Annotated in this window: 22 protein-coding genes; 20 read left to right on the forward strand and 2 right to left on the reverse strand. The window is 38.0% G+C overall.

Translation table 11 applies throughout. The features are described from left to right. Positions 1-34 precede the first annotated feature (34 nt). The 3 genes from fusA (at position 35) to B9O19_RS11755 (ending at position 4,682) form a co-directional block, all read left to right on the forward strand. The gene (gene fusA, locus B9O19_RS09775) at positions 35-2,095 is read left to right on the forward strand and encodes an elongation factor G (RefSeq protein ID WP_102366238.1); all 2,061 of its coding nucleotides are present in this window, start codon (positions 35-37) and stop codon (positions 2,093-2,095) included. A 1,730-nt stretch (positions 2,096-3,825) separates the two neighbouring features. Beyond that, on the forward strand, positions 3,826-4,374 hold the full coding sequence (locus B9O19_RS09780) for a glycosyl-4,4'-diaponeurosporenoate acyltransferase CrtO family protein (protein WP_102366239.1): 549 nt from the start codon (positions 3,826-3,828) through the stop codon (positions 4,372-4,374). Positions 4,375-4,529: 155 nt separating this feature from the next. Beyond that, on the forward strand, positions 4,530-4,682 hold the full coding sequence (locus tag B9O19_RS11755) for a hypothetical protein (RefSeq protein ID WP_158648979.1): 153 nt from the start codon (positions 4,530-4,532) through the stop codon (positions 4,680-4,682). Positions 4,683-4,771: 89 nt separating this feature from the next. On the opposite strand, the gene B9O19_RS09785 is transcribed toward B9O19_RS11755, so the two are convergent. Next, positions 4,772-5,314: a Gx transporter family protein gene (locus tag B9O19_RS09785; RefSeq protein WP_245862922.1), complete on the reverse strand. Its 543-nt coding sequence runs from the start codon at positions 5,312-5,314 to the stop codon at positions 4,772-4,774. Between the two features lie 19 nt (positions 5,315-5,333). Continuing rightward, positions 5,334-5,717, reverse strand: coding sequence for a NusG domain II-containing protein (locus tag B9O19_RS09790; RefSeq protein ID WP_102366240.1), 384 nt, complete (start codon positions 5,715-5,717; stop codon positions 5,334-5,336). A gap of 711 nt (positions 5,718-6,428) precedes the next feature. Here B9O19_RS09790 and B9O19_RS09795 point away from each other — a divergent pair. The 17 genes from B9O19_RS09795 to B9O19_RS09875 all read left to right on the forward strand — a co-directional run bounded on the left by B9O19_RS09795 (position 6,429) and on the right by B9O19_RS09875 (position 25,725). Beyond that, on the forward strand, positions 6,429-7,859 hold the full coding sequence (locus B9O19_RS09795; protein WP_102366241.1) for a nicotinate phosphoribosyltransferase: 1,431 nt from the start codon (positions 6,429-6,431) through the stop codon (positions 7,857-7,859). A 76-nt stretch (positions 7,860-7,935) separates the two neighbouring features. Next, positions 7,936-9,093: a ribose-phosphate pyrophosphokinase gene (locus B9O19_RS09800; protein ID WP_102366242.1), complete on the forward strand. Its 1,158-nt coding sequence runs from the start codon at positions 7,936-7,938 to the stop codon at positions 9,091-9,093. A gap of 37 nt (positions 9,094-9,130) precedes the next feature. After that, on the forward strand, positions 9,131-10,585 hold the full coding sequence (gene miaB / locus B9O19_RS09805; RefSeq protein WP_102366243.1) for a tRNA (N6-isopentenyl adenosine(37)-C2)-methylthiotransferase MiaB: 1,455 nt from the start codon (positions 9,131-9,133) through the stop codon (positions 10,583-10,585). Between the two features lie 66 nt (positions 10,586-10,651). Beyond that, complete coding sequence (locus tag B9O19_RS09810) at positions 10,652-11,053, forward strand: YlbF family regulator (RefSeq protein ID WP_102366244.1); 402 nt, start codon at positions 10,652-10,654, stop codon at positions 11,051-11,053. Positions 11,054-11,279: 226 nt separating this feature from the next. Then, positions 11,280-13,946, forward strand: a complete 2,667-nt coding sequence (gene mutS / locus B9O19_RS09815; RefSeq protein WP_102366245.1) for a DNA mismatch repair protein MutS — start codon at positions 11,280-11,282, stop codon at positions 13,944-13,946. 114 nt (positions 13,947-14,060) lie between these two features. Further along, positions 14,061-16,052 (forward strand): DNA mismatch repair endonuclease MutL, encoded by a 1,992-nt coding sequence (gene mutL / locus B9O19_RS09820; protein ID WP_158648980.1) that lies wholly within the window; start codon positions 14,061-14,063, stop codon positions 16,050-16,052. Positions 16,053-16,083: 31 nt separating this feature from the next. Next, on the forward strand, positions 16,084-16,956 hold the full coding sequence (miaA, locus tag B9O19_RS09825) for a tRNA (adenosine(37)-N6)-dimethylallyltransferase MiaA (protein WP_102366247.1): 873 nt from the start codon (positions 16,084-16,086) through the stop codon (positions 16,954-16,956). A gap of 228 nt (positions 16,957-17,184) precedes the next feature. Beyond that, on the forward strand, positions 17,185-18,477 hold the full coding sequence (locus B9O19_RS09830; RefSeq protein ID WP_102366248.1) for an HlyD family efflux transporter periplasmic adaptor subunit: 1,293 nt from the start codon (positions 17,185-17,187) through the stop codon (positions 18,475-18,477). Beyond that, complete coding sequence (locus tag B9O19_RS09835) at positions 18,474-19,157, forward strand: YggS family pyridoxal phosphate-dependent enzyme (RefSeq protein WP_102366249.1); 684 nt, start codon at positions 18,474-18,476, stop codon at positions 19,155-19,157. Before B9O19_RS09830 ends, B9O19_RS09835 begins: the two co-directional genes overlap by 4 nt. A 60-nt stretch (positions 19,158-19,217) precedes the next feature. After that, positions 19,218-19,670 carry a cell division protein SepF gene (locus B9O19_RS09840; protein ID WP_245862923.1) on the forward strand — a complete coding sequence of 151 codons (453 nt, stop codon included), beginning with the start codon at positions 19,218-19,220 and terminating at the stop codon, positions 19,668-19,670. 2 nt (positions 19,671-19,672) lie between these two features. After that, a complete protein-coding gene (locus tag B9O19_RS09845) occupies positions 19,673-20,428 on the forward strand; it encodes a YlmH family RNA-binding protein (RefSeq protein WP_102366250.1) in 756 nt (251 codons plus the stop codon). A 79-nt stretch (positions 20,429-20,507) separates the two neighbouring features. Further along, a complete protein-coding gene (locus B9O19_RS09850; RefSeq protein WP_102366251.1) occupies positions 20,508-21,158 on the forward strand; it encodes a DivIVA domain-containing protein in 651 nt (216 codons plus the stop codon). 97 nt (positions 21,159-21,255) lie between these two features. Beyond that, the gene (gene lspA / locus B9O19_RS09855) at positions 21,256-21,732 is read left to right on the forward strand and encodes a signal peptidase II (protein WP_102366252.1); all 477 of its coding nucleotides are present in this window, start codon (positions 21,256-21,258) and stop codon (positions 21,730-21,732) included. A 14-nt stretch (positions 21,733-21,746) separates the two neighbouring features. Beyond that, positions 21,747-22,676 (forward strand): RluA family pseudouridine synthase, encoded by a 930-nt coding sequence (locus tag B9O19_RS09860; protein WP_102366253.1) that lies wholly within the window; start codon positions 21,747-21,749, stop codon positions 22,674-22,676. A 112-nt stretch (positions 22,677-22,788) separates the two neighbouring features. Continuing rightward, on the forward strand, positions 22,789-23,343 hold the full coding sequence (gene pyrR / locus B9O19_RS09865) for a bifunctional pyr operon transcriptional regulator/uracil phosphoribosyltransferase PyrR (protein WP_102366254.1): 555 nt from the start codon (positions 22,789-22,791) through the stop codon (positions 23,341-23,343). A 99-nt stretch (positions 23,344-23,442) separates the two neighbouring features. Continuing rightward, complete coding sequence (locus B9O19_RS09870; RefSeq protein ID WP_102366255.1) at positions 23,443-24,375, forward strand: aspartate carbamoyltransferase catalytic subunit; 933 nt, start codon at positions 23,443-23,445, stop codon at positions 24,373-24,375. A gap of 63 nt (positions 24,376-24,438) precedes the next feature. After that, a complete protein-coding gene (locus B9O19_RS09875; protein WP_245862924.1) occupies positions 24,439-25,725 on the forward strand; it encodes a dihydroorotase in 1,287 nt (428 codons plus the stop codon). Positions 25,726-25,729 lie beyond the last annotated feature (4 nt).

Raw genomic sequence — 25,729 nt, forward strand, 5'->3', positions numbered from 1 at the left:
AAATATTAAAATACATATTTTGGAGGGCTGAATTTTGAAACAATACGAGACATCAAAAATTAAAAATTTCTGTTTGCTGGGTCACGGAAACTCAGGAAAGACCAGCCTTGCTGAGGCAATGCTGTACACTGCCGGAAACATTGACAGAATGGGAAAAACGCAGGAAGGAACAACGGTCATGGATTTTGACCCTGAGGAGATAAAGCGTAAGTTTTCTATTTCTGCATCTCTCGCTTCGTGTGAGTGGAATGGTACTAAGTTTAATATCTTGGACACGCCGGGATATTTTGATTTTGTCGGAGAGGTTCAGCAGGCTTTGCGGGTATCTGACGCCGCTATTATAGTTCTTTCAGGAAAATCGGGTTTGACAGTCGGAGCTGAAAAAGCCTGGAAGTATTGTGAAGAATATGGTATTCCTAAAATGTTCTTTATAAATAAGGTTGATGACGAACGTGTGGATTATCAAAAAGTTTTGCAGCAGCTTAAAGATAAGTATGGCAAAAAGATCGCCCCTTTCCAGCTGCCGCTTAAAGAGGGAGATAAAATAACCGGATTTATAAATGTTGTCGAGCAGGAGGCTAGAATATTTGACGGCAACCGTACTATAACCGGAGAAATGCCGGCAGGTATTGAAGGCGAGCTGGAGCCGCTCCGTGAAATGATTAAAGAAGCGGTGGCAGAACAGTCCGAGGAGCTGATGGACAAATATTTTTCAGGTGAAGAATTTACTTTGCCTGAGATGTATTCCGCTCTTCGCGAGGGCGTTGCTGAAGGCGATATAGTTCCGGTTCTTTGCGGAAGCGCTTATCATAATCTTGGTATACCGTCTCTGCTTAATGCAATAAGCGCATACTTCCCGTCTCCTAATGCAAAAGAGGACTTTATAATAGCCAAGAAAAAAGACGGCAGTGAATCCCGTATAAAGGTTGACAGCAACGACCCGCTTAGTGCGTTAGTGTTTAAGACGGTTGCTGACCCGTATGTCGGCAAAATGTCATACTTTAAAGTCTTTTCCGGAGTGATGACTCCTGATACTACGGTTTATAATATGAACCGTGATGTAAACGAGAAGATAGGAAAGATTTTTACTATGCAGGGCAAGAAGCAAATTGAGGTAGAGTGCCTTAATGCAGGTGATATAGGTATGGTCTCAAAATTATCCAAAACAAAAACCTGCGACACACTCAGCGGACTTAATCACCCATATCAGCTTGAGGGAATAAAATTTGCAAAGCCAAATATGGAGCTTGCTGTTGTTGCCAAAAACAAGGGTGATGACGATAAGATAGCCCAGGGATTGATAAAACTGATGGACGAGGATAAAACATTTGCTTTTGAAATTAACAAGGAGACTAGACAGCAGCTTTTAAAAGGTCTTGGCGACCAGCATATTGATGTTATTGTTTCAAAGCTAAAGAATAAATTTGGTGTTGATATATCATTTGAGAAACCAAAGGTTCCTTACCGCGAAACAATCAGGAAAAAAGTTAAGGTAGAAGGAAAGCATAAGAAGCAGTCGGGCGGTCATGGTCAGTATGGTCATGTATGGATAGAGTTTGAACCTACGGATTCAGAAGGCTTGGTGTTTGAAGAAAAAATATTCGGAGGCAGTGTGCCTAAGGGATATTTCCCGGCTGTTGAAAAGGGTTTGCAGGATGCAATGGAGCATGGTGTTTTGGCTGGTTACCCAATGGTTGGTTTAAAAGCAACGTTGGTTGATGGCTCTTATCATGATGTTGACTCCTCTGAAATGGCCTTTAAGATGGCTGCAAACTTGGCGTATAAGGCCGGTATGCCTCAGGCATCTCCGGTAATATTAGAGCCTATCGGTCATTTAAAAGTTTATGCTCCTGATAGTTATACCGGTGATATCATAGGCGATATAAATAAGCGCCGCGGACAAATGCTTGGTATGGAGCCGGTCGGCGATGGTATAACTATGATAGAGGGAGAAATCCCTATGGCTGAAATGCACTCATATGCTTCCGATTTAAGGTCAATGACGCAGGCTAGGGGCGACTTTGAGTTTGAGTTTGACAGATATCAGGAAGCTCCGCAGAATGTTATAGATAAAATTGTGGAGGAGAGCAAATAAATAACATAATAAATTCAAATGTTATTGCATTGAATCAATGAATGTTATAATAGTCAAAACTTTAAAAGTGGCTGTAATTTAAAGAAGATTGACAATATCAAAGGCACCTTCTGTGGTAAAATACCATGGAAGGTGTTTTATATGTCAGGCATAAATGAATAAAAAATTGTTAAGCAGCGTGATATTAAGATGTTTTTATCGTTTTAAATTAAAATAGAAATTAAGAATGAATAATTTATATTCCATGCTCAGATGTTGGTTCACCTAACGCGCGAACTTCGTTTGCCTGCCGATGTTCACCGTTTAACCACTTTAGTATATGTAAGTTAATTATATATTAATTTAACTTTCAAAATTATAATTTATATTATAAATTTAAGTTTATGTTGTTTTTGGTGTTTGTTTAACTGGTTAATTTTATATTGAGCATTTCATGCTCAGATGTTAGTTCACCTAACGCGCGAACTTCGTTCGCCTGCCGATGTTCACCGTTTAACCACTTTTATTATATGAAATTAATTATATATGAATTTGCCTTCAAAACCAAAATATATATTATTCTATTTGACTTGGATTGGATTAATAAATTTTATGTTTTAAATAATATTTTTGAAAACTAAAAATATAAATTAATAAAATTGATGGTCAGATAATTCGCATTTCATGCTCAGATGCTGGTTCACCTAACGCGCGAACTTCGTTCGCCTGCCGATGTTCACCATCTAACGAATTTTATTATATGAAATTAATTATATAGAAATTTATATATAAAAAGTCAAATTTATTTTAATTTCTAGTTTATGGATTAATAATATACACATTTAAACGGTTAAAAATTAAATCTTTATTTTATTAAAAGACATTTTTATAATAGAAAAAATATTACTAATACAAAAAAACAATTTTGTATAAATAAACTTATCAATTGAATATCTCAACAGAATACCTTAACTCTTCAAACATAAAATATAAAACTATCTAAATAAAAGTAAAATAATCAAACCAAACAAAATAAACTCAATTTGTAATATAATCTCTGATTTTGAAAGTAATTTTATATATAACTAATTTACATATAAAAAAGTCGTTAGATGGTGAACATCGGCAGGCGAACGAAGTTCGCACGTTAGGTGAACCAGCATCTGAGCATGAAATGCGAATTATCTGACCTTCAATTTTATTAATTTATATTTTTAGTTTTCAAAAATACTAATTAAAACATAAAATTTATTACTCCAATCCAAGTTAAATCGAATAAAATAAATTTTGGTTTTGAAGGCAAATTCATATATAATTAATTTCATATAATAAAAGTGGTTAAACGGTGAACAACGGCAGGCGAACGAAGTTCGCGCGTTAGGTGAACCAACATCTGAGCATGAAATGCTCAATATAAAATTAATTAGTTAAAAGCAATCAACTTTAACATATATTTAATTGTTAGTATATATTCGTAGTTTAAATATTCATGGTAATAATAATAGACCAATTTAAACATAATTATAAATTTATTCACATAAAACAAAATCTTTAAGCAAGACTTTTAACAATTCCTATATAACTAGGAAAAAACTATAGTGCACGAAGTGTTGGCTTGACATTTTCCTGATTGAATATTAAAATAAAACACTAAACTTTAATGTGTGTATCTTACAAAATAACCTGTATTTGATAACATGTAAACTGTTAGGAAATAATTATTATAAAAATTTGGAATTGGAGATACTATAGTGAAAAAGAAAATGCTGGCAGTAACATTAATTTTATTTATAGGGCTATTATTTTCAGGAACAATTTATTATTTTATAAAAAATCCAGCTTTATACTCACTATCAATAACTTTCGGTACTATCTTTTATCATTTTGCTATGCGTCTGGCAGTGGGTTTTTTAATAAATAATAAGTTTCACAATCATATTGATTACACGCTAAAATGGTTTAAGGAAAGAGATTTTGAACAAAAATTTTACATATGGATTCAAATAAAGAAATGGAAAAAGTGGGTTCCTGTTTTTAATCCGAAAGATTACGATTTAAAAAATAATTCCATAGCGGAAATTATACAGGTTACCTGTCAGGCGGAAGTTGTTCATGAAATTATCATGATATTGAGTTTTGTGCCTGTTATATTTTCGGTATGGTTCGGAGCTGCAGAGGTGTTTTTAATTACATCGTGTGCCGCATTTTTTATAGACAGCATTTTTGTTGTTCTGCAGAGGTATAACCGGCCAAGATTAATGAGACTGTTAAAAGATAAACAGTTATCAAATAATTTATAAAAATCATTAAATTTTATTTTGAATAATATCATCTTAAATCAACAAAACTATAATTGCCGAACTATCTTTTAAAATATGTGATGGTAATCATTTGAATATTTGAAAAATTTTCGTTTGGAAAATTGATGTTTACTATTAAGCAAGGGGATGATACAATGAGCGATGAAAGACAAATTTATACCGAATATCTCATAATCGGCGGCAATGGATTTGTGGATGGTATACGTGATGACGCACCTGAGGAAGCCAAACGTGAGTTTGAAAAGTTTCTCAGAAAGCAAAAAGAACTGAAAAAGGATGAACAGTAATAAAATGGCCGGAAAATAGGTTGATAATGAGATGTTTTGGTTTGTACAAACGGTGCAAATCGGTTTGATTAATACCAAATTCCGGCCTTTTATTTAATTATTTTTTTGATTGTGTCACCGGCTTTGCTGATTGTAAACTGCACGGCTAATCCAATAAATGCTCCTGTTATTATTGCTGCAATTATTAGATATGGCATATACCAAAAAATTCCCGGGGTTTGTGTAATTAAAGCGGCAACAGCAACTTGTGCTGTATTGTGAATAATCGCTCCGATGATACTTACAGCCCATAAGTTTTTAAGAGGAAGATATTTTAAAAGTATCATCTCTGTTAAAAGGCATAAGAGACCGCCGGTTAAACTATAGACAAGCGTCATAATCTGACCGCTGAAAACACTTCCCATAGTGACTCTTAAAATTAGTATAATAAATGCGTCCGTTGGGCTTAAAAATACAAGTGCAAAGAGTGTAACAATATTGGCAAGACCAAGTTTTATGCCGGGTATGGCAACCAACGGCGGAATTTGAGATTCAAGCACAAATATCGTCAGGGCTATTGCTGTGAGAACGCCGATAGAAGTGATTCTGCGGATTGTTTTATGTTCGATTTGTTTTTCAGGAGACTTTTTCATATCGTCCTCCACTAGTATGTTATTTTCCGGTTACAGCGTCTATTACGGAATCATCGTTTTCAGTCTTTATTTTAACAACCAATTTATGAGGCAGGCAGACAATTGGATAAACGCTGTTTTTAATTTTACCTTGTTTGACGCAAAGCCTGTCCGGGCAGTTAGCATCGGATATAGAAATCTCATCTTTTTCTATATGAACGGTATTAAAACCACCGTTGCCGTCGTCAATGTTTATATCATATGGATTATCTACATCGTTTAAATCTATTGTTTCAATAACTTTACCGTTTTGCACAATTTCAGCTGTTTTTATAGGAACGTTTTGTTTGCTTGCTATAAAGATTATAAAAACTGATATAATTGCTAAAACAGCAAAAATAATTATGAAAAATTTATTTTTCATTTTTATCACCTAAGATTAAAATTATTTATATCATCTTCTGTACTATTTCTCGGATTAAAAAAACTATTTAATCTCTTTCATTATTAGCTTAGGTTATATTTTTTATAAGAGAGTTTTTTCTCATCCATCAGCTGTTTAATTCACTTGTAAAAATTTGTAGTTTATAAAATATAAACTTCGGCAGGGCAGGCTAAGACCGCCGCGAGAGGTGCGCAGCCGCGGAGCGGCAAAGGAACGGCATGTCATATTATCTCGTATTGCCGATCTAGTGAGCCGCATAAGAGCGAATTGTCGTTGTTCACTATAAAATGTTTATAAAGTTAATGATTTATATAACGCAAACTTCGGCAGGGCGGTCTAAGACCGCCGCGAGAGGTGCGCAGTCACGGATAATCAAAAGAACAGATTTTATATTATCTCGTATTACTGACCTTGTGAGCCGCATAAAAGCGAATTGTCGTTGTTCACTATAAAATGTTTATAGTGTTAATTATTTATTATGTCTTATGTATTCTATTTGTTTTTGGCGTATTTGTCAAGTTTTTGTCTGTGCTGTCGAAATCTTTTGTTATATTTCTATTTAAATTGGGTCTTGTCTAAAATTGACGTAAATGGTATACTGGTATTCAATTAGAAGTATGTAAAGTTTTATTGTTGTCAAAAATTAAGACATACTTTTGTGTGCCTGTTATTTTGGAGTGAAATTTTTTTATGAATTATACTATGCTTACTGATTTTTATGAAATCACAATGGCAAACGGATATTTGGAATGCGGTATGGGAGACAGGATCGCATATTTTGATATGTATTTCCGTCAGGCTCCCGACGGCGCCGGTTTTGCTATAATGGCCGGTGTTAAGCAGCTGATTGATTATCTCAGCAGTCTTGAATTTTCGAAGGAAGATATTGAGTTTCTGCGTTCTAAAAATATGTTTTGTGAAAAGTTCTTAGACTATCTTTCGGATTTTAAATTTGAATGCGATGTCTGGGCCATACCGGAGGGAACTCCTATTTTCCCAAATGAACCTATAGTGACGGTAAGGGGGCCTATTATACAGGCGCAGTTTGTTGAGACGATGGTATTGCTTACTATAAACCATCAAAGTTTAATAGCGACAAAGAGCAATCGTATAGTTCGCGCAGCGAATGGCATTCCTGTAATGGAATTTGGCTCGAGACGGGCACAGGGTTATGACGGCGCTATATATGGCGCTAGAGCTGCGTATATTGGCGGAGTTGCAGGAACAGCCTGCACAATTTCAGACCAAATGTTTGGCGTGCCTGCTTTGGGAACAATGGCTCACAGCTGGGTGCAAAGTTTTGATACTGAATACGACGCTTTTAAGGCGTATGCAAAATGTTATCCTGATAACTGTACTTTGCTTGTGGATACATACAATGTTTTAAAGAGCGGTATTCCCAATGCAATTCGTGTTTTTGATGAAGTTTTGAAACCGATGGGGATTAAAAAATGCGGTATAAGAATAGACAGCGGCGATATAACTTATCTTTCAAAAAAAGCTAGGAAGATGCTGGACGACGCCGGCTGGACAGAGGCGTCTGTATGCGCTTCAAATTCTTTGGACGAGTATATCATACGTGATATTTTGCTCCAGGGAGCTAAGATTGATTCATTTGGCGTTGGCGAGCGGTTAATTACTTCAAAGTCGGAACCTGTGTTCGGTGGTGTTTATAAACTTGTAGCTGTTGAACACCAGGGCGAAATAATTCCGAGAATTAAGATAAGCGAGAATGTTCAGAAGATTACTAATCCGTATTTTAAAAAGGTTGTAAGACTTTATTCCAATGAAACCGGAATGGCTATAGCCGATGTCTTAACCACATACGATGAAGTGATTGACGACGCGCTGCCGTATGAGATATTTGACCCGCAAAACACGTGGAAAAGAAAGGTTATAACTGACTTTAAGGCTGTTGAACTGCAAGTTCCGATTTTTAAAAGCGGAAAGTTAGTTTATGAGTCTCCCAGTCTTGAGGAAATAAAGGCATATGCAGAAGAGGAGCTTTCTTTGATTTGGGATGAAGTTAAGCGTTTTGAGAATCCGCATACTTACTATGTTGATTTGTCTCAGAAGCTTTGGGATATCAGGTATGATTTGCTGAAAGCTTACAATGCGTAAATTGGCTTAATTTCAGGAAAGCTAAAATTAATTTGAGAGTTATTAATTATTAAATTTTATAAAGGAAAGGTACTTTATGATGCAGCAAAATCCGGTAGAATTTTATAACTTAGGAAAGCTTGGAATAATTGGTATGAAAGGGTGCGAAGACATCGCTAAGAAAATAGATATGCACCTTAAAAAGTTTAATGAGAACAGCATGCCTAATATTGAAAGTTTTCTTATTCCTACAAATTGTCCCAGATTTGGAACGGGCGAGGCGAAAGCAGTTATATCGCATTCGGTTAGAACATATGATATTTATATTATAGTTGACCCGTTTAATTATGGAGTGACTTACAACATGTATGGCGCCGAGCATCCAATGAGCCCTGATGACCATTATCAGGATTTAAAGAGAGTTATATCTGCTCTTGGCGGCAAGCCGAAACGTATCACAGTCATTATGCCTATGATGTATGAGGGCAGACAGCATAGAAGAATTGCCAGAGAGTCTCTTGACTGTGCTATGATGCTTCAGGAGCTTTCAAATATGGGGGTTGATAATTTCCTGACGTTTGACGCACATGATTCGAGAGTACAGAATGCTATACCGCTGAAAAGTTTTGAGAATGTTCGTCCTACTTATCAGATGATAAAAGCCTGCCTCAAGTATAATTCAGACATAATTCTGGACGCGGAGGATACTCTCATAGTATCTCCTGATGAAGGAGCAATGGGCAGATGTATGTATTATTCTTCCGTGCTTGGTATGGATTTGGGTATGTTCTATAAGAGAAGAGACTATTCAAAAATTATAAATGGAAAAAATCCAATAGTCGCACATGAGTTTTTGGGCAAAGACATAACCGATAAGAACGTTATAGTTGTAGATGATATGATTGCTTCAGGCGAGTCTATGATCGATGTTGCCAGAGAACTTAAAGCTAGAAATGCCAAGAGAGTTATAGTATTTTCATCTTTTGGTCTGTTTACCGAGGGTGTTGACAAATTTAACAAGGCTCATGAAAATGGTCTGATTGATGCTGTGTTTACAACAAATCTTGTGTATAGAAGACCCGAGCTTAAAGACTGTGATTGGTATCATGAAGTTGATATGTCTAAATTCATTGCTCTTATTATCAAGCAAATAAATGAGGACAAGTCTATAAGTGAGCTTCTGACTCCTATTTGCAGAATAAATAATATTCTTGAGAAATATAAAAATTTAAGAAATCAAGATTCACAGAATTAAGTTTATACTTAAATAAGATTATAGAAAGTGATATAAGATGACTGATAAGACTATTAATAAAGCGGGTTCTGTACGCCGCGTCACTGAGGCAGAGATGGCGGAGCAGAGGGATTACATATCCAGAATACGCGCAATATTAGCACAGAGAAATGATAAACCAAAAGCTTTTGTTGAAACTTATGGTTGTCAGCAGAATTCAAGTGATTCTGAGAAAATCAAAGGTATGCTCTCGGATATGGGATATGAAATCACTGATGAAATTGACGGAGCGGATTTGGTTCTTTATAACACCTGCGCCGTTAGGGAGAATGCTGAACTTAGAGTTTTCGGAAATTTGGGAGCTTTAAAGCATAAAAAACGCAGGAATCCGGATATGATAATAGGAGTATGCGGCTGTATGATGCAGCAGGAGCATATTGCAAATACTATAAAGACAAAATATAAACATGTCGATATGGTTTTTGGAACTCACGCTTTATATCGTTTTCCGCAGATATTAGATGAAGCATTAAAACATACCCGGGTTTTTGATATTGAGAATGAAGACGGAGCAATTTTTGAAGAAATAAGCGTTAAACGTGACGCTCCGCCGCTTGCTAAAGTTCCGATAATGTATGGCTGCAATAATTTTTGCAGTTATTGCGTGGTTCCTTATGTGCGCGGCCGGGAACGCAGCAGAAGCGCAGAGGATATTCTTGCGGAGTGCAGAAGAGTTGCTGATGAGGGTTATAAAGAAATAATGCTGCTTGGTCAAAACGTCAATTCTTATGGTAACGATTTGCCGAGCGGAACTAGTTTCAGTGAGCTGTTAAAGCTGGTATGCCGGACGGAGGGAATTGAAAGAATACGTTTTATGACTAGTCATCCCAAAGATCTTTCGGATGATTTGATAGAGGTTATGGCAAGCGAGCCGAAGATTTGCAATCAGCTGCACCTTCCAATTCAGTCAGGTTCAAACAAGGTGTTAAAAGAAATGAACCGGGGATATACGCGTGAGCAGTATATGGAAAGACTGAAAAAAGTTCGCAGAGCTATTCCGGATATAGTTTTAACGACTGATATTATTGTTGGGTTTCCAACAGAGACAAATGAAGATTTTAATGAAACGCTGAGCGTACTCAAAGAAGTTGAATATGATATGATTTTTTCATTCATATATTCAAAGCGCGTCGGCACTCCGGCTGCAAAAATGCCGGATGTTCTGACAGATGAGGAAAAGCATAGAAATTTTGATGAAATGCTGAAAGTGCAGAATGAAATCTCAAAACGGAAAAATGAGACTTATGCAGGAACCGTTCAGAAAGTTTTGGTTGAGGGATTAAGCAAGACGAATGATAAAACTCTAACAGGCAGGACAGAGGGCGGCAAGGTTGTGAATTTCAGCTGTTCTGATAATAACGATTTAAGTTTATCCGACTATGTGGGTAAAATAGTTGATGTAAAAATAACGTCAGTGCAGACGTGGTCTTTATTCGGCGAAACAGAGAATTAGAAATTATATGGTAATACCTTAAAATCAAATGATTTTAGGATTATATAAAAATCAAAGGAGAAAAACATGAACAATAATGACGCAATATTTGAAAAGGCAAGAGAGTTAGGCGAGCTTATAAAGGCAAGCGACGTTAGACAAAGGTCAGAGGAAGCCAGCAAGGCTTTGCTTTCTGATGAAACTGCAAAAGGGCTTATAGATTCATATAATAAGCTTAGAGAAGATAAAATGGCGGAGTTTACTGAAAAGCAGCCTACACAGGAAGAAGCTCAGGAAGTAAATAACGTACTTCAAGCAGAGTTTGAGAAAATGGCTGAAAATGATATAATAAAAGAATATCTTGAAGCGGCAAGAAGTTACGAAATGGTTTTGGGACAAATGGACAGCATTTTGAAACACTTTATAGTTGGAGAGCAAGAAAACCAATGCGGCGAGGGCGGATGTGCTACCTGCGGAGGCTGCCACTAAAATATGGCTTATCCGGTTGGTCGGCCGGCTGGCGGCGTGTTTTGCGTTTGTCAGCCGGTATTGTTATTTATGACTAAACTTATGTTTCTATTTCCAGGCTGTGACTTAATTTTTGTTAGATAGCATATTTGCCTTTTAAATAGAGAATGGCAAGGTTAATGTTTTCTATCATAAGTATATATATTTTTTGATTCAGTAATATTTCGGAAGGGAGCGGTATTTTTATATGATAATTGACAGAAATAATCTGACGCCGATGATGCAGCAGTATTTTGAGGTAAAAGACCAATATAATGACTGTATATTGCTTTATAGGCTTGGTGATTTTTATGAGATGTTTTTTGACGACGCTGTAATTGCGTCTAAAGTATTGGAAATCGCTCTCACAGGAAGGGCGTGCGGTCTTGAAGAACGCGCTCCGATGTGCGGAGTTCCGTTTCATTCTGTTGACAGCTATATTGTTAAGCTGGTAAATGCTGGTCACAATGTGGCGGTATGTGAACAGGCTGAAGACCCGGCCGAAGCAAAGGGATTGGTTAAGCGTGAGGTTGTTAGAGTTATCACCCCGGGAACTATAATGGATACCTCGGCGCTTGACGACCAAAAGAATAATTATCTGTGTTCATTTTTTAGAAGCGATGGCGGTATAGGTCTGGCTTTTGTGGATATTACAACGGGTGATGTTTATGTCGGTGAATATTCCGGCAAAAACATGATGAACCTTGTAATGAACGTTATAACAAGATTTGCTCCCACAGAATTCATTATGAATATGCGCGCGTATGAAAATACGGATTTAGTGAAAACATTAACTGATAAGTTCAGCTGTTTTGTGAGAAATTATTATGACTGGTCTTTTGCTGAGGAAGAGTCTAAAAAAGCTGTCAGCGACCAGTTTAATGCCGTGCGCGAAGGTGACGGCGATATACTTGAAGAGCTTGGAATTAACGAGATGAGTATGGCTGTTTCAGCATTGGGCGGAATTTTGGCGTTTCTGAAAGAAACTCAGAAGGCTGAGCTTACCAATATTAAATCTGTTGAGGTTCTTAACGACGACGGCGAGATGCAGATTGATATGTACAGTATGAGGAATCTTGAGATAACCGAAACTATCAGAGAACGTTCTCAGAGAGGCAGTCTGCTTAACGTTCTGAATAAGACAAAGACGTCGATGGGCGGAAGAATGTTCAGAAAGATGATAACCGCTCCTTTGACAAATAGAATAGCCATACAAAACAGGCTGATTGCAGTGGACGAGTTTTATAAAAATCAATTGTTTAGAGAAGAGATTATAGATATTCTGAAAAATATTTCGGATATAGAGAGAATAATCACAAAATTGGCATATAAAACTGCGAATTGTCAAGATTTAATTTGTTTAAGAAATTCTTTTAAAAGGCTTCCTGAACTTAAAAAATATCTTGAGCAGAGTTCGAGCAAATTGGTGAGGGAACAGCTGAAGAGATTTGATGATTTGAGCGATTTATATGAGCTGATTTATAAAACGATAGATGATGAAGCTCCGGCAGTGCTGAGGAACGGAAAACTCATAAAAAAGGGAGCCGACCCTGAACTGGACAAAATTAGGGAAATAAAGCAAAACGGTCAGGATTGGCTTACAGGTATTGTTGAAGAGGAGAAAAGAAAAAGCGGAATAAAAAATATGAAGCTTGGATTTAATAAGGTTTTTGGCTATTATATTGAAGTCAGCAAGCAGAGCAACGAAAATATTCCGGATTACTTTATCAGAAAGCAGACTTTGGTTAATGCTGAAAGATACATAACTCCTCAAATTAAAGAGCTTGAGGAAGAAATTCTTGAAGCCGGCGAGAAGGTCAATGATTTGGAGTATAATATTTTTTGCAGAATACGCGACCATGTTGCTGCGAGTTACGGCAGGATACGCGAGACTTCAGACGTTATAGCTCTGATAGATGTTTTGTGTTCTTTGGCTGTTGTTGCGGAATCAAACGGTTATGTTATGCCGACTGTAAATAATTCCGATAAAATAATTATAAAAGACGGACGTCATCCGGTTGTGGAATCAATAAGCAAGGCGAACGTGTTTATTCCAAACGACACAAGTATGGATAATGAGAGCAATCAGATATCTATAATTACAGGGCCGAATATGGCTGGTAAGTCTACATATATGCGTCAGGTGGCAGTTATAGTTTTAATGGCGCAAATGGGAAGTTTTGTTCCGGCTTCATCAGCAGAAATAGGTATTGTGGATAGAATATTTACGAGGGTAGGAGCGAGCGATGACCTGAGTTCGGGAGAAAGCACGTTTATGGTTGAAATGAAAGAGGTTGCTTATATACTCAATAACGCCACAAAAAGAAGCCTTATAATCCTTGATGAAATAGGTCGCGGAACAAGCACATATGACGGTTTGAGCATTGCCTGGGCTGTTGTTGAACATATAGCCGACGCGAAAAAGTGCGGGGCTAAAACATTGTTTGCCACTCATTATCATGAACTGACCGAGCTTGAAGACAAAATAAACAATGTTAAAAATTATTGTATAGCTGTTAAGAAAAAGGGAGACGACATAACGTTTCTCAGAAAAATCATCCGCGGCGGAGCGGATGAGAGCTACGGCGTTGAAGTTGCGGCTCTTGCCGGGGTAAAGAAATCGGTAATCATCCGCGCAAAAGAAATTGCCGGTATATTAGAGAGCAGGGAACAGAAAACTGTCAATACGGCCGATATTAAAACCGGAACCAAGAAAGAAAAGAAAACTCCGTTTAAGGATGAACAGATAGACTTTTTTGCCCAGGCTGATAATCCTGTAATAACTCAGCTTAAAGAGTTGGATCTTAATACAATAACGCCTGTAGAGGCTTTGACTAAACTTTTTGACCTCCAGGCAAAAGCTAAAAATATGTGATTTAAAGCCGCTGTGCGCTGTGTGCGGCGGCTTTTGGTATACGCTGTAAAAAGTTGACATCATTAAATTTTGATGATATACTTCAAAATAATTAGAGTTTTGGGAAGTGTTTATATGGAAGAAAAAATACATGTTTTATCTCCTGATGTGGCGGATAAGATTGCGGCAGGAGAGGTGGCGGAGAGACCCAGCTCGGTTGTTAAAGAGCTGGTTGAAAATGCTGTTGACGCAGGAGCGGATAAGATAACAGTTGAAATAAAAAACGGCGGTATAAAATTAATAAGGGTTGCAGATAACGGTAAAGGCATTCCGTCAGAACAGGTGCCTACAGCCTTCCTGCGTCACGCTACAAGCAAATTAAACACTGCCGATGACTTATATAATATCTCTACAATGGGATTTAGGGGCGAAGCGCTTTCGAGTATCTGCGCTGTTGCCAAAGTTGAGATTATCACTAAAACTGCCGAAGCCGAAACAGGGGTTCACTATATTGTCGACCACGGTATTTGCGGAGAAGCTGATGAAATCGCTTGTGCGGACGGAACTATTATGGTAGTTGAAGATTTGTTTGCTAATGTTCCTGCCAGAATGAAGTTTTTGAAAAAAGACAGCACAGAGGCAGGATATATATCTGACCTTATGACGCGGCTGGCTTTGTCAAAACCGAATATTTCATTTGATTATATATGTGACGGGAAGCCTGTGTTTAAGACGTCGGGAGACGGGGATTTGACTAATGTTATTTTAAAGGTATACGGGCTTAAGTTTGCAAAGGCTGTTATGCCGGTTGATTATTTTGAAAACGGAGTTAAAATATCCGGGGTTATCGGTAAACCGGAACTGTCCTTTGGTAATCGTACCAAACAGACGATTTTTGTTAATGGCAGATATATAAAAAATCATGTGATAGCCAAAGTTGCGGAAGAAGCGTTCAGAAACGCTGTAATGATAGGAAAGTTTCCGTTTTTTGTATTAAATATAGAGGTTCCGCCGGAAATGGTAGACGTCAATGTGCACCCGGCTAAAACTGAGGTAAAGTTTGCAAATGAAAAACAGCTGTATGATATAGTGTATCATGCGGTTAAAAACGCAATGTATGGCATTAAGGTTAGTGAAGAAAAGGCTGACCAGAGCGCTAAAACTATACAAACAAATAAAACTTTTTCAAAAAGCAAAGAAACGCCTAAGCTGAAAGATTCAGCGGTCTTAAATGAAAAGGTAATACATGATTATCTTGAGTATACCAAACCTGTTATAAATAAATCTGAAATTTTAGATACTACTCCTTTAGAAAAAACGCCTGATGAAAATATGGATGAAAATGCTGCTGAAAGTTCCGATAATGGCGGAGTTTTAGACAAAGTTGTGGATATAATAGATAATTTTTTGGAACCTGACAAAGAAGAAGTATCTGATAATATCTCAAATGATGTAAATGAAGCAACTCCCCAAACTAAAAAAGAGTTTAAGCAAACCGAGTTCGGAGATGTTGATAAGATATTTGATAATTCAGACAGTATTTTTAAAGATTATAAAATAATAGGACAAGTTTTTGACACTTATGTTCTGCTGTCAGCGGCGGACAGATTTTATATGATAGACCAGCATGCTGCTCATGAGAGAGACGGTTTTGAAAAGCTGAAAAAAGCGTATTTTAATAATGAACGATTATCTCAGGTTTTAATGTCGCCTATTGTTATAAATTTAAGCCATGTTGAGTATGACGCGGTTATGTCCAATCTTGATGAGTTTGAACGGTTTGGTTTTGATGTCGGCGAGTTTGGCTTTAATACGGTTGTGGTAAACGAGACGCCTATAATAGCCGGCGATGAGCAGATAAAGGATTTGTTTTTGGAAATAACAGACGCGCTTGTGGATAATATTAAACATCCGATAGCGGATTTTGAAGAAAAAGCGCTTGATATGATTTCATGCAAAAAAGCTATTAAGGGAAATGATAAGCTGTCGCTGCCGGAAATGACTGAAGTCATTAAAATAGTTGAAAATTTGTATTCTAAAGGTATAAAAACCTGTCCTCACGGAAGACCAATCATGGTTGAGTTTACAAAAAAAGAGATAGAGAAGATGTTTAAGCGTATCGTATAAAATGATACAAGGATTATATGAGGTGGCGTAGATGAATAAACCTAAAATATTGTGCGTTGTAGGCCCTACCGCTTCAGGAAAGACAGACTATGCTGTTGAGCTTGCTTTAAAATGTGGTGGAGAAGTGGTTTCGTGTGATTCTATGCAGATATATAAGCACATGGATATTGGAACCGCAAAGCCGACTGCTGATGAGATGAAAGGCGTCAAGCATCACATGATAGATATAATCGAGCCAAACGAGAGTTTTAGTGTAGCGCGTTTTTCTGAGATGGCAAGGGAATGTATAGACGATATACTTTTAAGAGGAAAGATGCCTGTTTTATGCGGCGGCACAGGACTATATTTTGACAGCACAATAAATAATATAAATTTTATACAAATGGACACGGATGAAGAGTATAGAAAATATTTGGAATCGGCTGCAAAGGAATTTGGAAATGAATACGTATATAAAATTTTAAAAAGGGTTGACGAAGAATCTGCCGAATCCATTCATCCTAATAATTTAAAACGTGTGATTAGAGCGTTGGAGATATATAAGACTACCGGGAAGAAAAAATCGGAACTGGATAAGGAACAGCTGTCAGAACCATTGTATGAGCCTGAAATCACAGGGCTTATGCGTGACAGGGAAGTCCTCTATGACAGAATAAATAAACGCGTTGATATAATGATGGAAAAGGGGCTTGTAGAGGAAGTTTCAGAACTTATTAAAATGGGTATAGATACAGAAGCTACATCTATGCAGGCTATTGGATATAAGGAGATAATAGAATATTTGGACGGAAAGACAAGTCTCAGCGACGCTGTTGATAAAATAAAAAGAGAAAGCCGAAGATATGCCAAACGTCAGCTGACATGGTTTAAACGGAATGAAAAAATTCATTGGATAAATATTTAAATATAAAATTAATGCGGTGTATGAACTCTAAGTTTGTATGCCGCATTTTATTTTTTGGAATAATTTTACAGGCAGCGACATTTTTCTGTTACAATTAAGTTACATTTGTTCTACAACTCGTGGATTGCGGTTTACATACTTTTTGACAGAGATTATAATAGTTATTATGTAGAATGGATGTGTATGTTTAGCGCTATAAGAGATGGACTGTTGATTGGAGGTAGTCTTGTGGCAAACACTACTGACAATTCAAATATAAGATTACAGAAAAGACGCAAAAGAGATATAAAAAAGAGGCTTTTTTTAATTCCCAAATTGATTTTTGTGTTTTTGGTGGTCTTTTTGCTTATCAGTATATTTTTCAGATCAGGTAATAGTGTAAGCACTTATACTGCTCTGAATGGTAAAATTGAAGAATATGTCCTGGCTGACGGTTACATTTTCCGTGACCAGGAGCTCATATCATCACCGTCAGACGGTTATTTTGAGTGCCTGGCAGATGAGGGAGAAAGGGTTAATGATGGAAGCACAATTGCCGCCGTGTATAAAAGTGCTGTAGACCCTGCTGTTACTGAAGAAATATCACAGCTTAAAACGAAAATTGCCGATTTGGAAAAGGACGAGGCCGCTGCGGATATCTATTCTGCGAACGCTGTGAAAATAGAGCTTAATATTTCTGAGGAAGCTCAGAAACTTACGCAGGTTAGGGATAATAATAATTTCTCTGATATTGTGAGTATAAAACACAGCGTTGATGATTATATTGCAAACAAACAATATGCGGTTGAAGGCGGCAAAACAAAAGAGAACAGGCTTTCGGAAATGAAAGCCAGACTTGATGAATTGGAATCAAGCATAGACGGGGAACGCGAGTATATATATGCTCCGAGAGCCGGAATATTTTCGTCAAAGATTGACGGATATGAAGACGTTTTAGGCATTGAGATGATGGGAGACGCCACGCCGAGATATATAAACGGCATTTCTAAAAATAATGTGACGGTTGGAACCACAGTCACAAACGGCGAAAACGTCTGTAAGATAATTGATAATTACGAGTGGTATTTTGTCGGTTTAATTTCCGAAAAGGAAGCTGAAAATTTTAAGGTTGACCAATCTATCAGCATAAAATTCTATGATTTATCCGATAGTATGGTATCCGGAACCGTTAAGGCTATCTCTAAGCCTGAGGACGGCAAGGTCGCTATAACCGTCTATTCCACAAGATATATTGATTCAATTTATACGACCAGCAAAGTGTCCGCAGAGCTGCTCACTGAGAGTTCGGAAGGGATAAAAGTTCCGTCATCTTCTTTGAGAGTTATAGACGGACAGCAGGGAGTTTATGTCGTTCGTTTGGGAGTGGCCAGATTTGTTCCGGTCGAACTTCTTTACAATAATAAAGAATGGGCTATAATAAAACCTGTTATTAGCACAAGTTATGAGGAACATCTTGAAGTTTATGATGAGATAATCATTAATACTAAAGGTATTGAGGATGGTAAGGTTGTGAGACAATGAGTGAAGTTCCTGATATCAGAAAAAATTATATAGACGTTTTGAACTCGGTTAATAAAATTACTGAGGAATGCGGCAGAAAGCCGGGCAGTGTTCGTCTGATTGCTGTCTCTAAGACAAAGCCGGCGGAATATATAAAAGAGGCGATGGAGGCAGGGGCCGTAGATTTTGGTGAGAACAAGCCCCAGGAGCTTGCCGCTAAATATGAGCAGGTGAGCGGAGTGAGATGGCACCAAATAGGGCATCTTCAGAAGAATAAGGTTCGCCATATAATAGGCAAGACCGCTTTGATACATTCTTTAGACAGTATTGAGCTTGCAAAAGAAATTGATAAGCGCGCTAAGGCTGTTGGAATAGTTCAGGACGTTTTGATTCAAGTAAACATTTCAGGCGAGGAAAGCAAATTCGGGATAAATCCCGAGAATTTGCCGGAGATGCTGGAAAGTTTAAAAGAGTTCAGCAATGTGAATATGACAGGGCTTATGACAATATCCGTTAGAGGCTATTCTCAGGATGAAAACAGAAAGTTGTTCTCAAAACTCAGAGAGTTGGGCAGCAAATATGGTCTTAGAGAGCTTTCAATGGGTATGAGCCATGATTATAAAGAAGCCATAGAGAGCGGGGCAACAATGGTAAGAGTTGGAACCTCAATTTTTGGCGAACGGGATTATTCCCTAAAATAATATGTGAAATATGAAATCTATTATATACAAAATACTGATAAACTTAGGAGGAAGAAAAAGATGGGAAGCTTTATGGATAAAGTGTACAGCATGATGGGTGTTGACGTTGGAGATACATATGAAGAGGAATACTATGACGATTATGCACAGGGCGGATACGATGAACCGGATCCAAACGAGAGTTATATGCCCAGCAGAAGAAATTCAGGAAGAAACGCAGGCAGAGTAAATAGATACGAGGACAACCCTCAGATGAAACTTGTTATTATGCAGCCTGTAAGCTTTGAAGAGGCAAGGGATATAGCAAACCATTTAAAAGAGAGAAAGCCGATAGTAATAAATCTTGAAGCTGTAGATAATCCTACATCCAGAAGAATAGTTGACTTTTTGAGCGGTTCTGTTTATGCTTTGGACGGAAGTATTAAAAAAGTATCAAACGGTATTTTTCTGATTGCTCCATGCAACGTCGGTGTTATGGATGAGGAAGAAGCATACGAAGAACGCTGGAGCTAAAAGTGGATACAGATGATAAACTGATAGTCTCTAAGGCTTTTGATACCGTTAGTATCGCTGAGAGACAGTATATTTGCAAAACTATGGGGTTTTTAAATCCCCATCAAGCGGCTGTAGTCCGCAGGGAAATTTCGAGAAAAATACCGTCGGATATTAGCGTCGAATTTTATGGCGGATATAAAGACGCGGAGAGATGTTTATTTATATGCTTTCCGGAATATTTGGAACCGGACTATGACAGTATTATCTCAGTGCTGGAGATAACAGCCCGTGACATTGATAAAATGTCTCATCGTGACTATCTTGGCAGTCTTATGGGTCTTGGAATTAAGCGTGAGAATATTGGCGATATTCTTCCTCTTGAAGACAGGTGTTATATTTTTACCAAGTCTGATATATCAGGATATATAATTGACAACCTTTTAAAGATAGGCCGCCATGGAGTGAAAATTTGCAAAAGAAGTCTTTCTGAGATAACGGTGCCTGAGAAAAAGACCGAGCAGGTCAGAACCACTGTTTCCAGTCTAAGGCTGGATTGTATATTATCAGGAGCGCTTAATATGTCGAGAGGCAGAGCTGCGGAACTAATAAGAGCGGAGAAGGTTCAGGTCAATTTTGAAACTGCGGACAGTATATCAAAGATGTTGAGTCCCGACGACTTAGTTTCGGTCAGAAATTTTGGCAGGTTTAAAGTGGCCGAAATAGGGGGTCTCACAAGAAAAGGGAGATATGGTATCATAATTGAGAAGTTTATTTAGTATATATAGTAGAGTATAGATTTCGTTAGAATTGTTAAACGGTCAATTGATTAAAGTTAGAAGATTGGGAGGATGGAATATGCTTACACCTGCTGATATCGAAAATAAAGAGTTTAAAAAAGAGATGCGCGGTTATAACATGACCGAGGTAAATATTTTCCTGAAAGAAGTTGCAATGAGCTATGAAAAGATATATCAGGAAAATCTTTCGGCTATGGATAGGATAGGTATGCTGTCAGACGCTGTAAAACAATACAAGTCGATGGAGGATACCCTCAAAAACGCATTGTCTGTTGCTAAGGGCGCAGGGGACGAGATAAAGAACAGCGCCCATGGGCAGGCACAAATGATTATTAAGGACGCGGAAAACAAGGCGGGTAAGATAATCAATGAGGCTGCAAAGGAAGTCGCTGATATAAATTATAAGTATGAGGAAATGAAGAGAAGCGTTGAGGTGTTTAAAGCAAAAGTAGTATCTCTTTTGAATTCCCAGCTTGAGATTATTAAGGAATATTCAAATATAAATGCCGACACTGACAGAGAAATAAGGTCAAGCGCCGAAGCGGTTGAAGTGATTAAAAGCGAAATAAACGATATCCCTGATTTGCCGGGGGATTTAAGTAGAGACGCTGAATCGAATCTGATGTCTCAGCTCGAAAAGGTTACTCAGGAACTCCCTAGGATAAAACTGAATGAAGACGGCGAATATGTTCCTGCAGATGAGAATTAATAAATAAAATTTTAATATTTAAGGTTAGGGCTGTTCTGCGTAATGCGGGACAGTCCTTGACATAGAATGCTGAAATTTGGTTTGAAAGGCTGATGTTATGATAATATATTTTATAATAGGTATACTGGTTTTAATTCTTGACATAGTTACTAAACACTGGGCTTCAGCGGCTCTGATGGGAACATCGGGGATACCGGTTATAGACGGATTTTTTCATTTGACTTATGTTGAAAATTCCGGAGTGGCTTTTGGAATGCTCCAGGATAAAAGAATAATTTTTGTCACAATGTCGCTGTTGATACTTTTTGTATTGGCAATGTATTTTTATAAGGCAAAGAAGAGGGATGTTTGGCTTAAACTGGGAACGGCGCTTATCTTTGCCGGTTCTATCGGCAATTTGATTGAGCGTGTGAAAAATGGGTTCGTAGTTGATTTTTTGGACTTCAGAGTAATAAATTTTCCGGTATTTAACATTGCTGATATGGCGGTGTGTATCGGCGCGGCGGCTTTGGTGATACACTTTTTGACCTCTGATACAGAGAGTAAAGATAAACTAAATGAGAAGAAAGAATAAAATACGGTGAGAATATGGAGAACGATGAGATAAAGTTGTTGAAGGTATCCGAGGGAGAGGAGGGAAGGCTCGATAAATATCTTTCCGATAAGCTTGAGGATATGACTCGCTCATATTTGAAAAAGCTTATTTCTGATGATAAAGCGGTATTGGTAAACGGCAATCCGGCAAAACCGAACTATAAGCTTAAACCCGGGGATATAATAGAACTGGCAGTGCCGGAACCTATAGAACTGGAAATTAAGGCTGAAAATATTTCTCTTGATATAGTATACGAAGATAATGATATGCTGGTAGTTAATAAGCCGCAGGGTATGGTAGTTCATCCGGCGGCCGGAAACTATACCGGAACTCTTGTTAACGCGCTTCTTTATCACTGCGGAGATTCACTTTCGGGAATAAATGGCGAAAAACGTCCGGGAATAGTGCATCGGATTGATAAAGATACAAGCGGACTGCTGCTTGTTGCCAAAAATGACAACGCGCATCAAAAACTGTCGTCACAGATAAAAGAGCACAGTCTTACAAGAGCGTATAAAGCGCTGGTACATGGAAATATAAAACAGGATTCCGGTCGCATAGACGCGCCTATCGGTCGGCATCCCAGCGATAGAAAAAAGATGACTATAACGGACAAAAATTCAAGGGAAGCAGTAACTAATTTCAGGGTGCTTGAACGTTACGGCCGCTATACTTTTGTCGAGTGTATTTTGGAAACTGGCAGGACGCATCAGATAAGGGTTCATATGTCTAAGAACGGGCATCCTATTGTTGGAGATAAGACTTATGGGGTAAAAAAGGAAGAATTTAATTTAACAGGACAGCTGCTCCATGCTTATAAGGTTGGTTTTATACATCCTGTGTCAGGCGAATATATGGAGTTTGTGTCAGAATTGCCGGATTACTATATGAACGTGCTTGATAGATTGAGAAATTTTATTTAAAAGCTGTAAAAATTTGTAGACAAAGTGAGTTTGTTAGGATATAATAGTAGCAAGGGTGTCTGGGCTCAGGGCGTGGATGGTCTTGCTATTTTGTCTGTAAGGTGGGATTGATATGAGAACAGTAATTCTTGAAAAAGAAGAGATTGATAAAAAACTTAAAAGAATGGCCAGCCAGATTGTTGAACGAAACGTAGGTGAAAAAAGCATCTGCCTGATTGGTATAGTAAGGCGAGGTGTTAACGTTGCCGAAAGTTTGGCGGAACACATCATAGCAAGCGGTGAAATGAACGTTGAAGTTGGAAGCCTTGATATAACTCTATATGGGGCGGACCATAATCTTATAGCCAAATACCCTGTATTAAACGATACGGATATACGGTTTTCTATAGATAATAAAATTGTAGTTTTGGTAGATGATATTTTATATACCGGAAAGACAATTCATACGGCTATTGACGCTCTTTTGGATATTGGCTCTCCATCAGAAGTTCAGCTAGCCTGCTTTGTGGATAGGGGAAGAAGAACTTTCCCTATAAGCGCGGATTATGTTGGAGTTAGAGTTCCGAGTTCAGGTCTTGAGCGTGTGGTTCTGCATGTTGAGGAAGTAGACGGCGAAAGCTGCGTAATGATAGAGAAGCGTGATAGTTCAGCAGCGTTTAAAATATAAAAGAATAGGCAAAGATGAAATAGAGGGTTAGTCCCTTTATGTAATATACAGCGGATCAAAATTCCGCGTAAATCTAATATTATAAATAGAGGAATTACGATGATTGATAACTTATTAGGTTTAAAAGAAACATCAAGAGATGATATTACAGCAATATTGGATGATGCTGTGAAATTAAAAAACGACGTTTTGGAGCAGGACATTAAAAAATCAAATATCCTTTCTGGAAAGAGTATAATAACTCTGTTTTTTGAAAACAGCACCAGAACAAGGGTCTCTTTTGAGTTAGCTTCTAAATATCTTGGAGCTACTGCCGCAAATATTTCAGCGGGAGGAAGCAGTATTGCCAAGGGTGAAACTTTGATAGATACTGCAAAAACTTTGGAGGCCATGGGTACTGATGTCATAATTATAAGACACAGCATGTCAGGTTCACCTCATCTTATTTCCAAGTACATAGGTTCTAAGGTTATTAATGCCGGCGACGGAATGAATGAGCACCCAACGCAGGCACTGCTTGATATTATGACTATCAGAGAGAAGAAGGGAAAAGTTGAAGGGCTCAAGGTTGCTATAGTCGGAGACGTTAAACACAGCCGCGTTGCCAGGAGTAATATTTACGGTTTGAATAAGCTGGGAGCCGAAGTTGTTTTAGCCGGACCGTCTACTTTGCTTCCTTCCAATTTGCAAGATATGGGCGTTAAGGTATACACCGATGTTGAAAAAGCCGTTGAGGGCGCTGATGTTGTAATGGGTCTGCGTATCCAGCTTGAAAGGCAGAAGAAAGGACTGTTTCCATCAATCAGGGAATACAATAAGTATTTTGGAATAGATGAGAGGCGTCTGTCAATGGCAAAACCTGACGCTATATTGATGCATCCGGGCCCTGTGAACCGTGGCGTTGAACTGAACCCACAGGTTGCTGACGGAAGTCAGAGCGTTATTAATCAGCAGGTCACCAATGGTGTTTGTGTTCGTATGGCTGTTTTAAATATGCTGGCAAACGGTAAAAGATATGATAATTTAGTATAAATAATCTTATATTAGGTTGATAAGGCAAAGTGTTATAATTGTACAAGTAAGGGGAAATGCAGATTGAAATCAAATTGGATTTTAATAAAAAACGGTCATGTTGTTGACCCGGCAAATAATATAGATGAAAAGCTTGATATTTTAATCAAGGACGGAATAATTTCGGAAGTAGGCAAGGATATACAAACAAATCCTTTTGTGACAGTGATTGACGCGGAAGGTAAGATTGTTGCTCCGGGGCTTATAGACCTTCATGTTCATTTCAGAGAACCGGGATATGAGTATAAAGAGGATATTGAAAGCGGAAGCGCCGCTGCCGCAAGAGGCGGAGTTACGACTGTTGTGTGTATGCCGAATACTAACCCAACTATTGATAATCCGGCTCTTGTTAAATATGTGACCGATAGGGGAAAAGAGGTCGGACTGACGCATGTTCTGACTACCGGATGTATAACCAAAGGACAAAAAAGCGAAGAGCTTGCGGAAATTGGAGAGCTTAAAAACGCCGGAGCTGTTGCTGTTTCGGATGACGGCAGACCTGTGCTTTCTCCATCGCTTATGAGAAAAGCGCTTGAGTATACCAAAATGTTTGATATTCCTATAATGTCTCACAGTGAAGATTTGGATTTGGTTGACGGCGGAAGTATGAATGAAGGATACATGTCAACTTATTTAGGGCTTAGAGGAATACCGAAATGCGCTGAAAGCGTTGCTATTTCCAGAGATGTGCTGATAGCGGAGGACGTGGGAGGAAGACTGCATGTCTGTCATGTGAGCACACGCAATTCTATAGACGCTATACGTCAGGCTAAAAAACGTGGTGCAAATATAACTTGTGAAACTGCTCCGCACTATTTTTCTTTGACTGATAAAGCAGTTGATGGTTTTAATACAAATGCTAAGATGAATCCTCCGCTAAGAGAGCAGGACGATGTCGACGCGGTAATCGAGGGCTTGATTGACGGCACAATAGACGCGATAGCGACTGACCATGCGCCGCATGATAAGGATGAAAAGGAAATAGAATTTGCATTGGCAATGAACGGTATTGTCGGTCTTGAAACTTCTTTGGGGCTGGGTGTTACAAACCTTGTCAAGACAGGAAAATTAACAATGACGCAGCTGATAGAAAAGATGTCGGTCAACCCGGCGAAAATTATAAATCTCGACAAGGGCTCTTTATCTGTTGGAAAAGCGGCTGATATTGTGGTTTTTGACGCTGATAATGAATATACTGTTGATATAAATGAATTTGCTTCAAAAAATAATAATTGTCCTTATGATGGAATGAAACTGTATGGACGGGTTGATTTTACCATATTGGATGGAAATGTTGTGTTTGAAAGATAGAGAG

Origin of the sequence: Monoglobus pectinilyticus (assembly GCF_002874775.1) — a bacterium.
Lineage (GTDB): Bacteria > Bacillota > Clostridia > Monoglobales > Monoglobaceae > Monoglobus > Monoglobus pectinilyticus.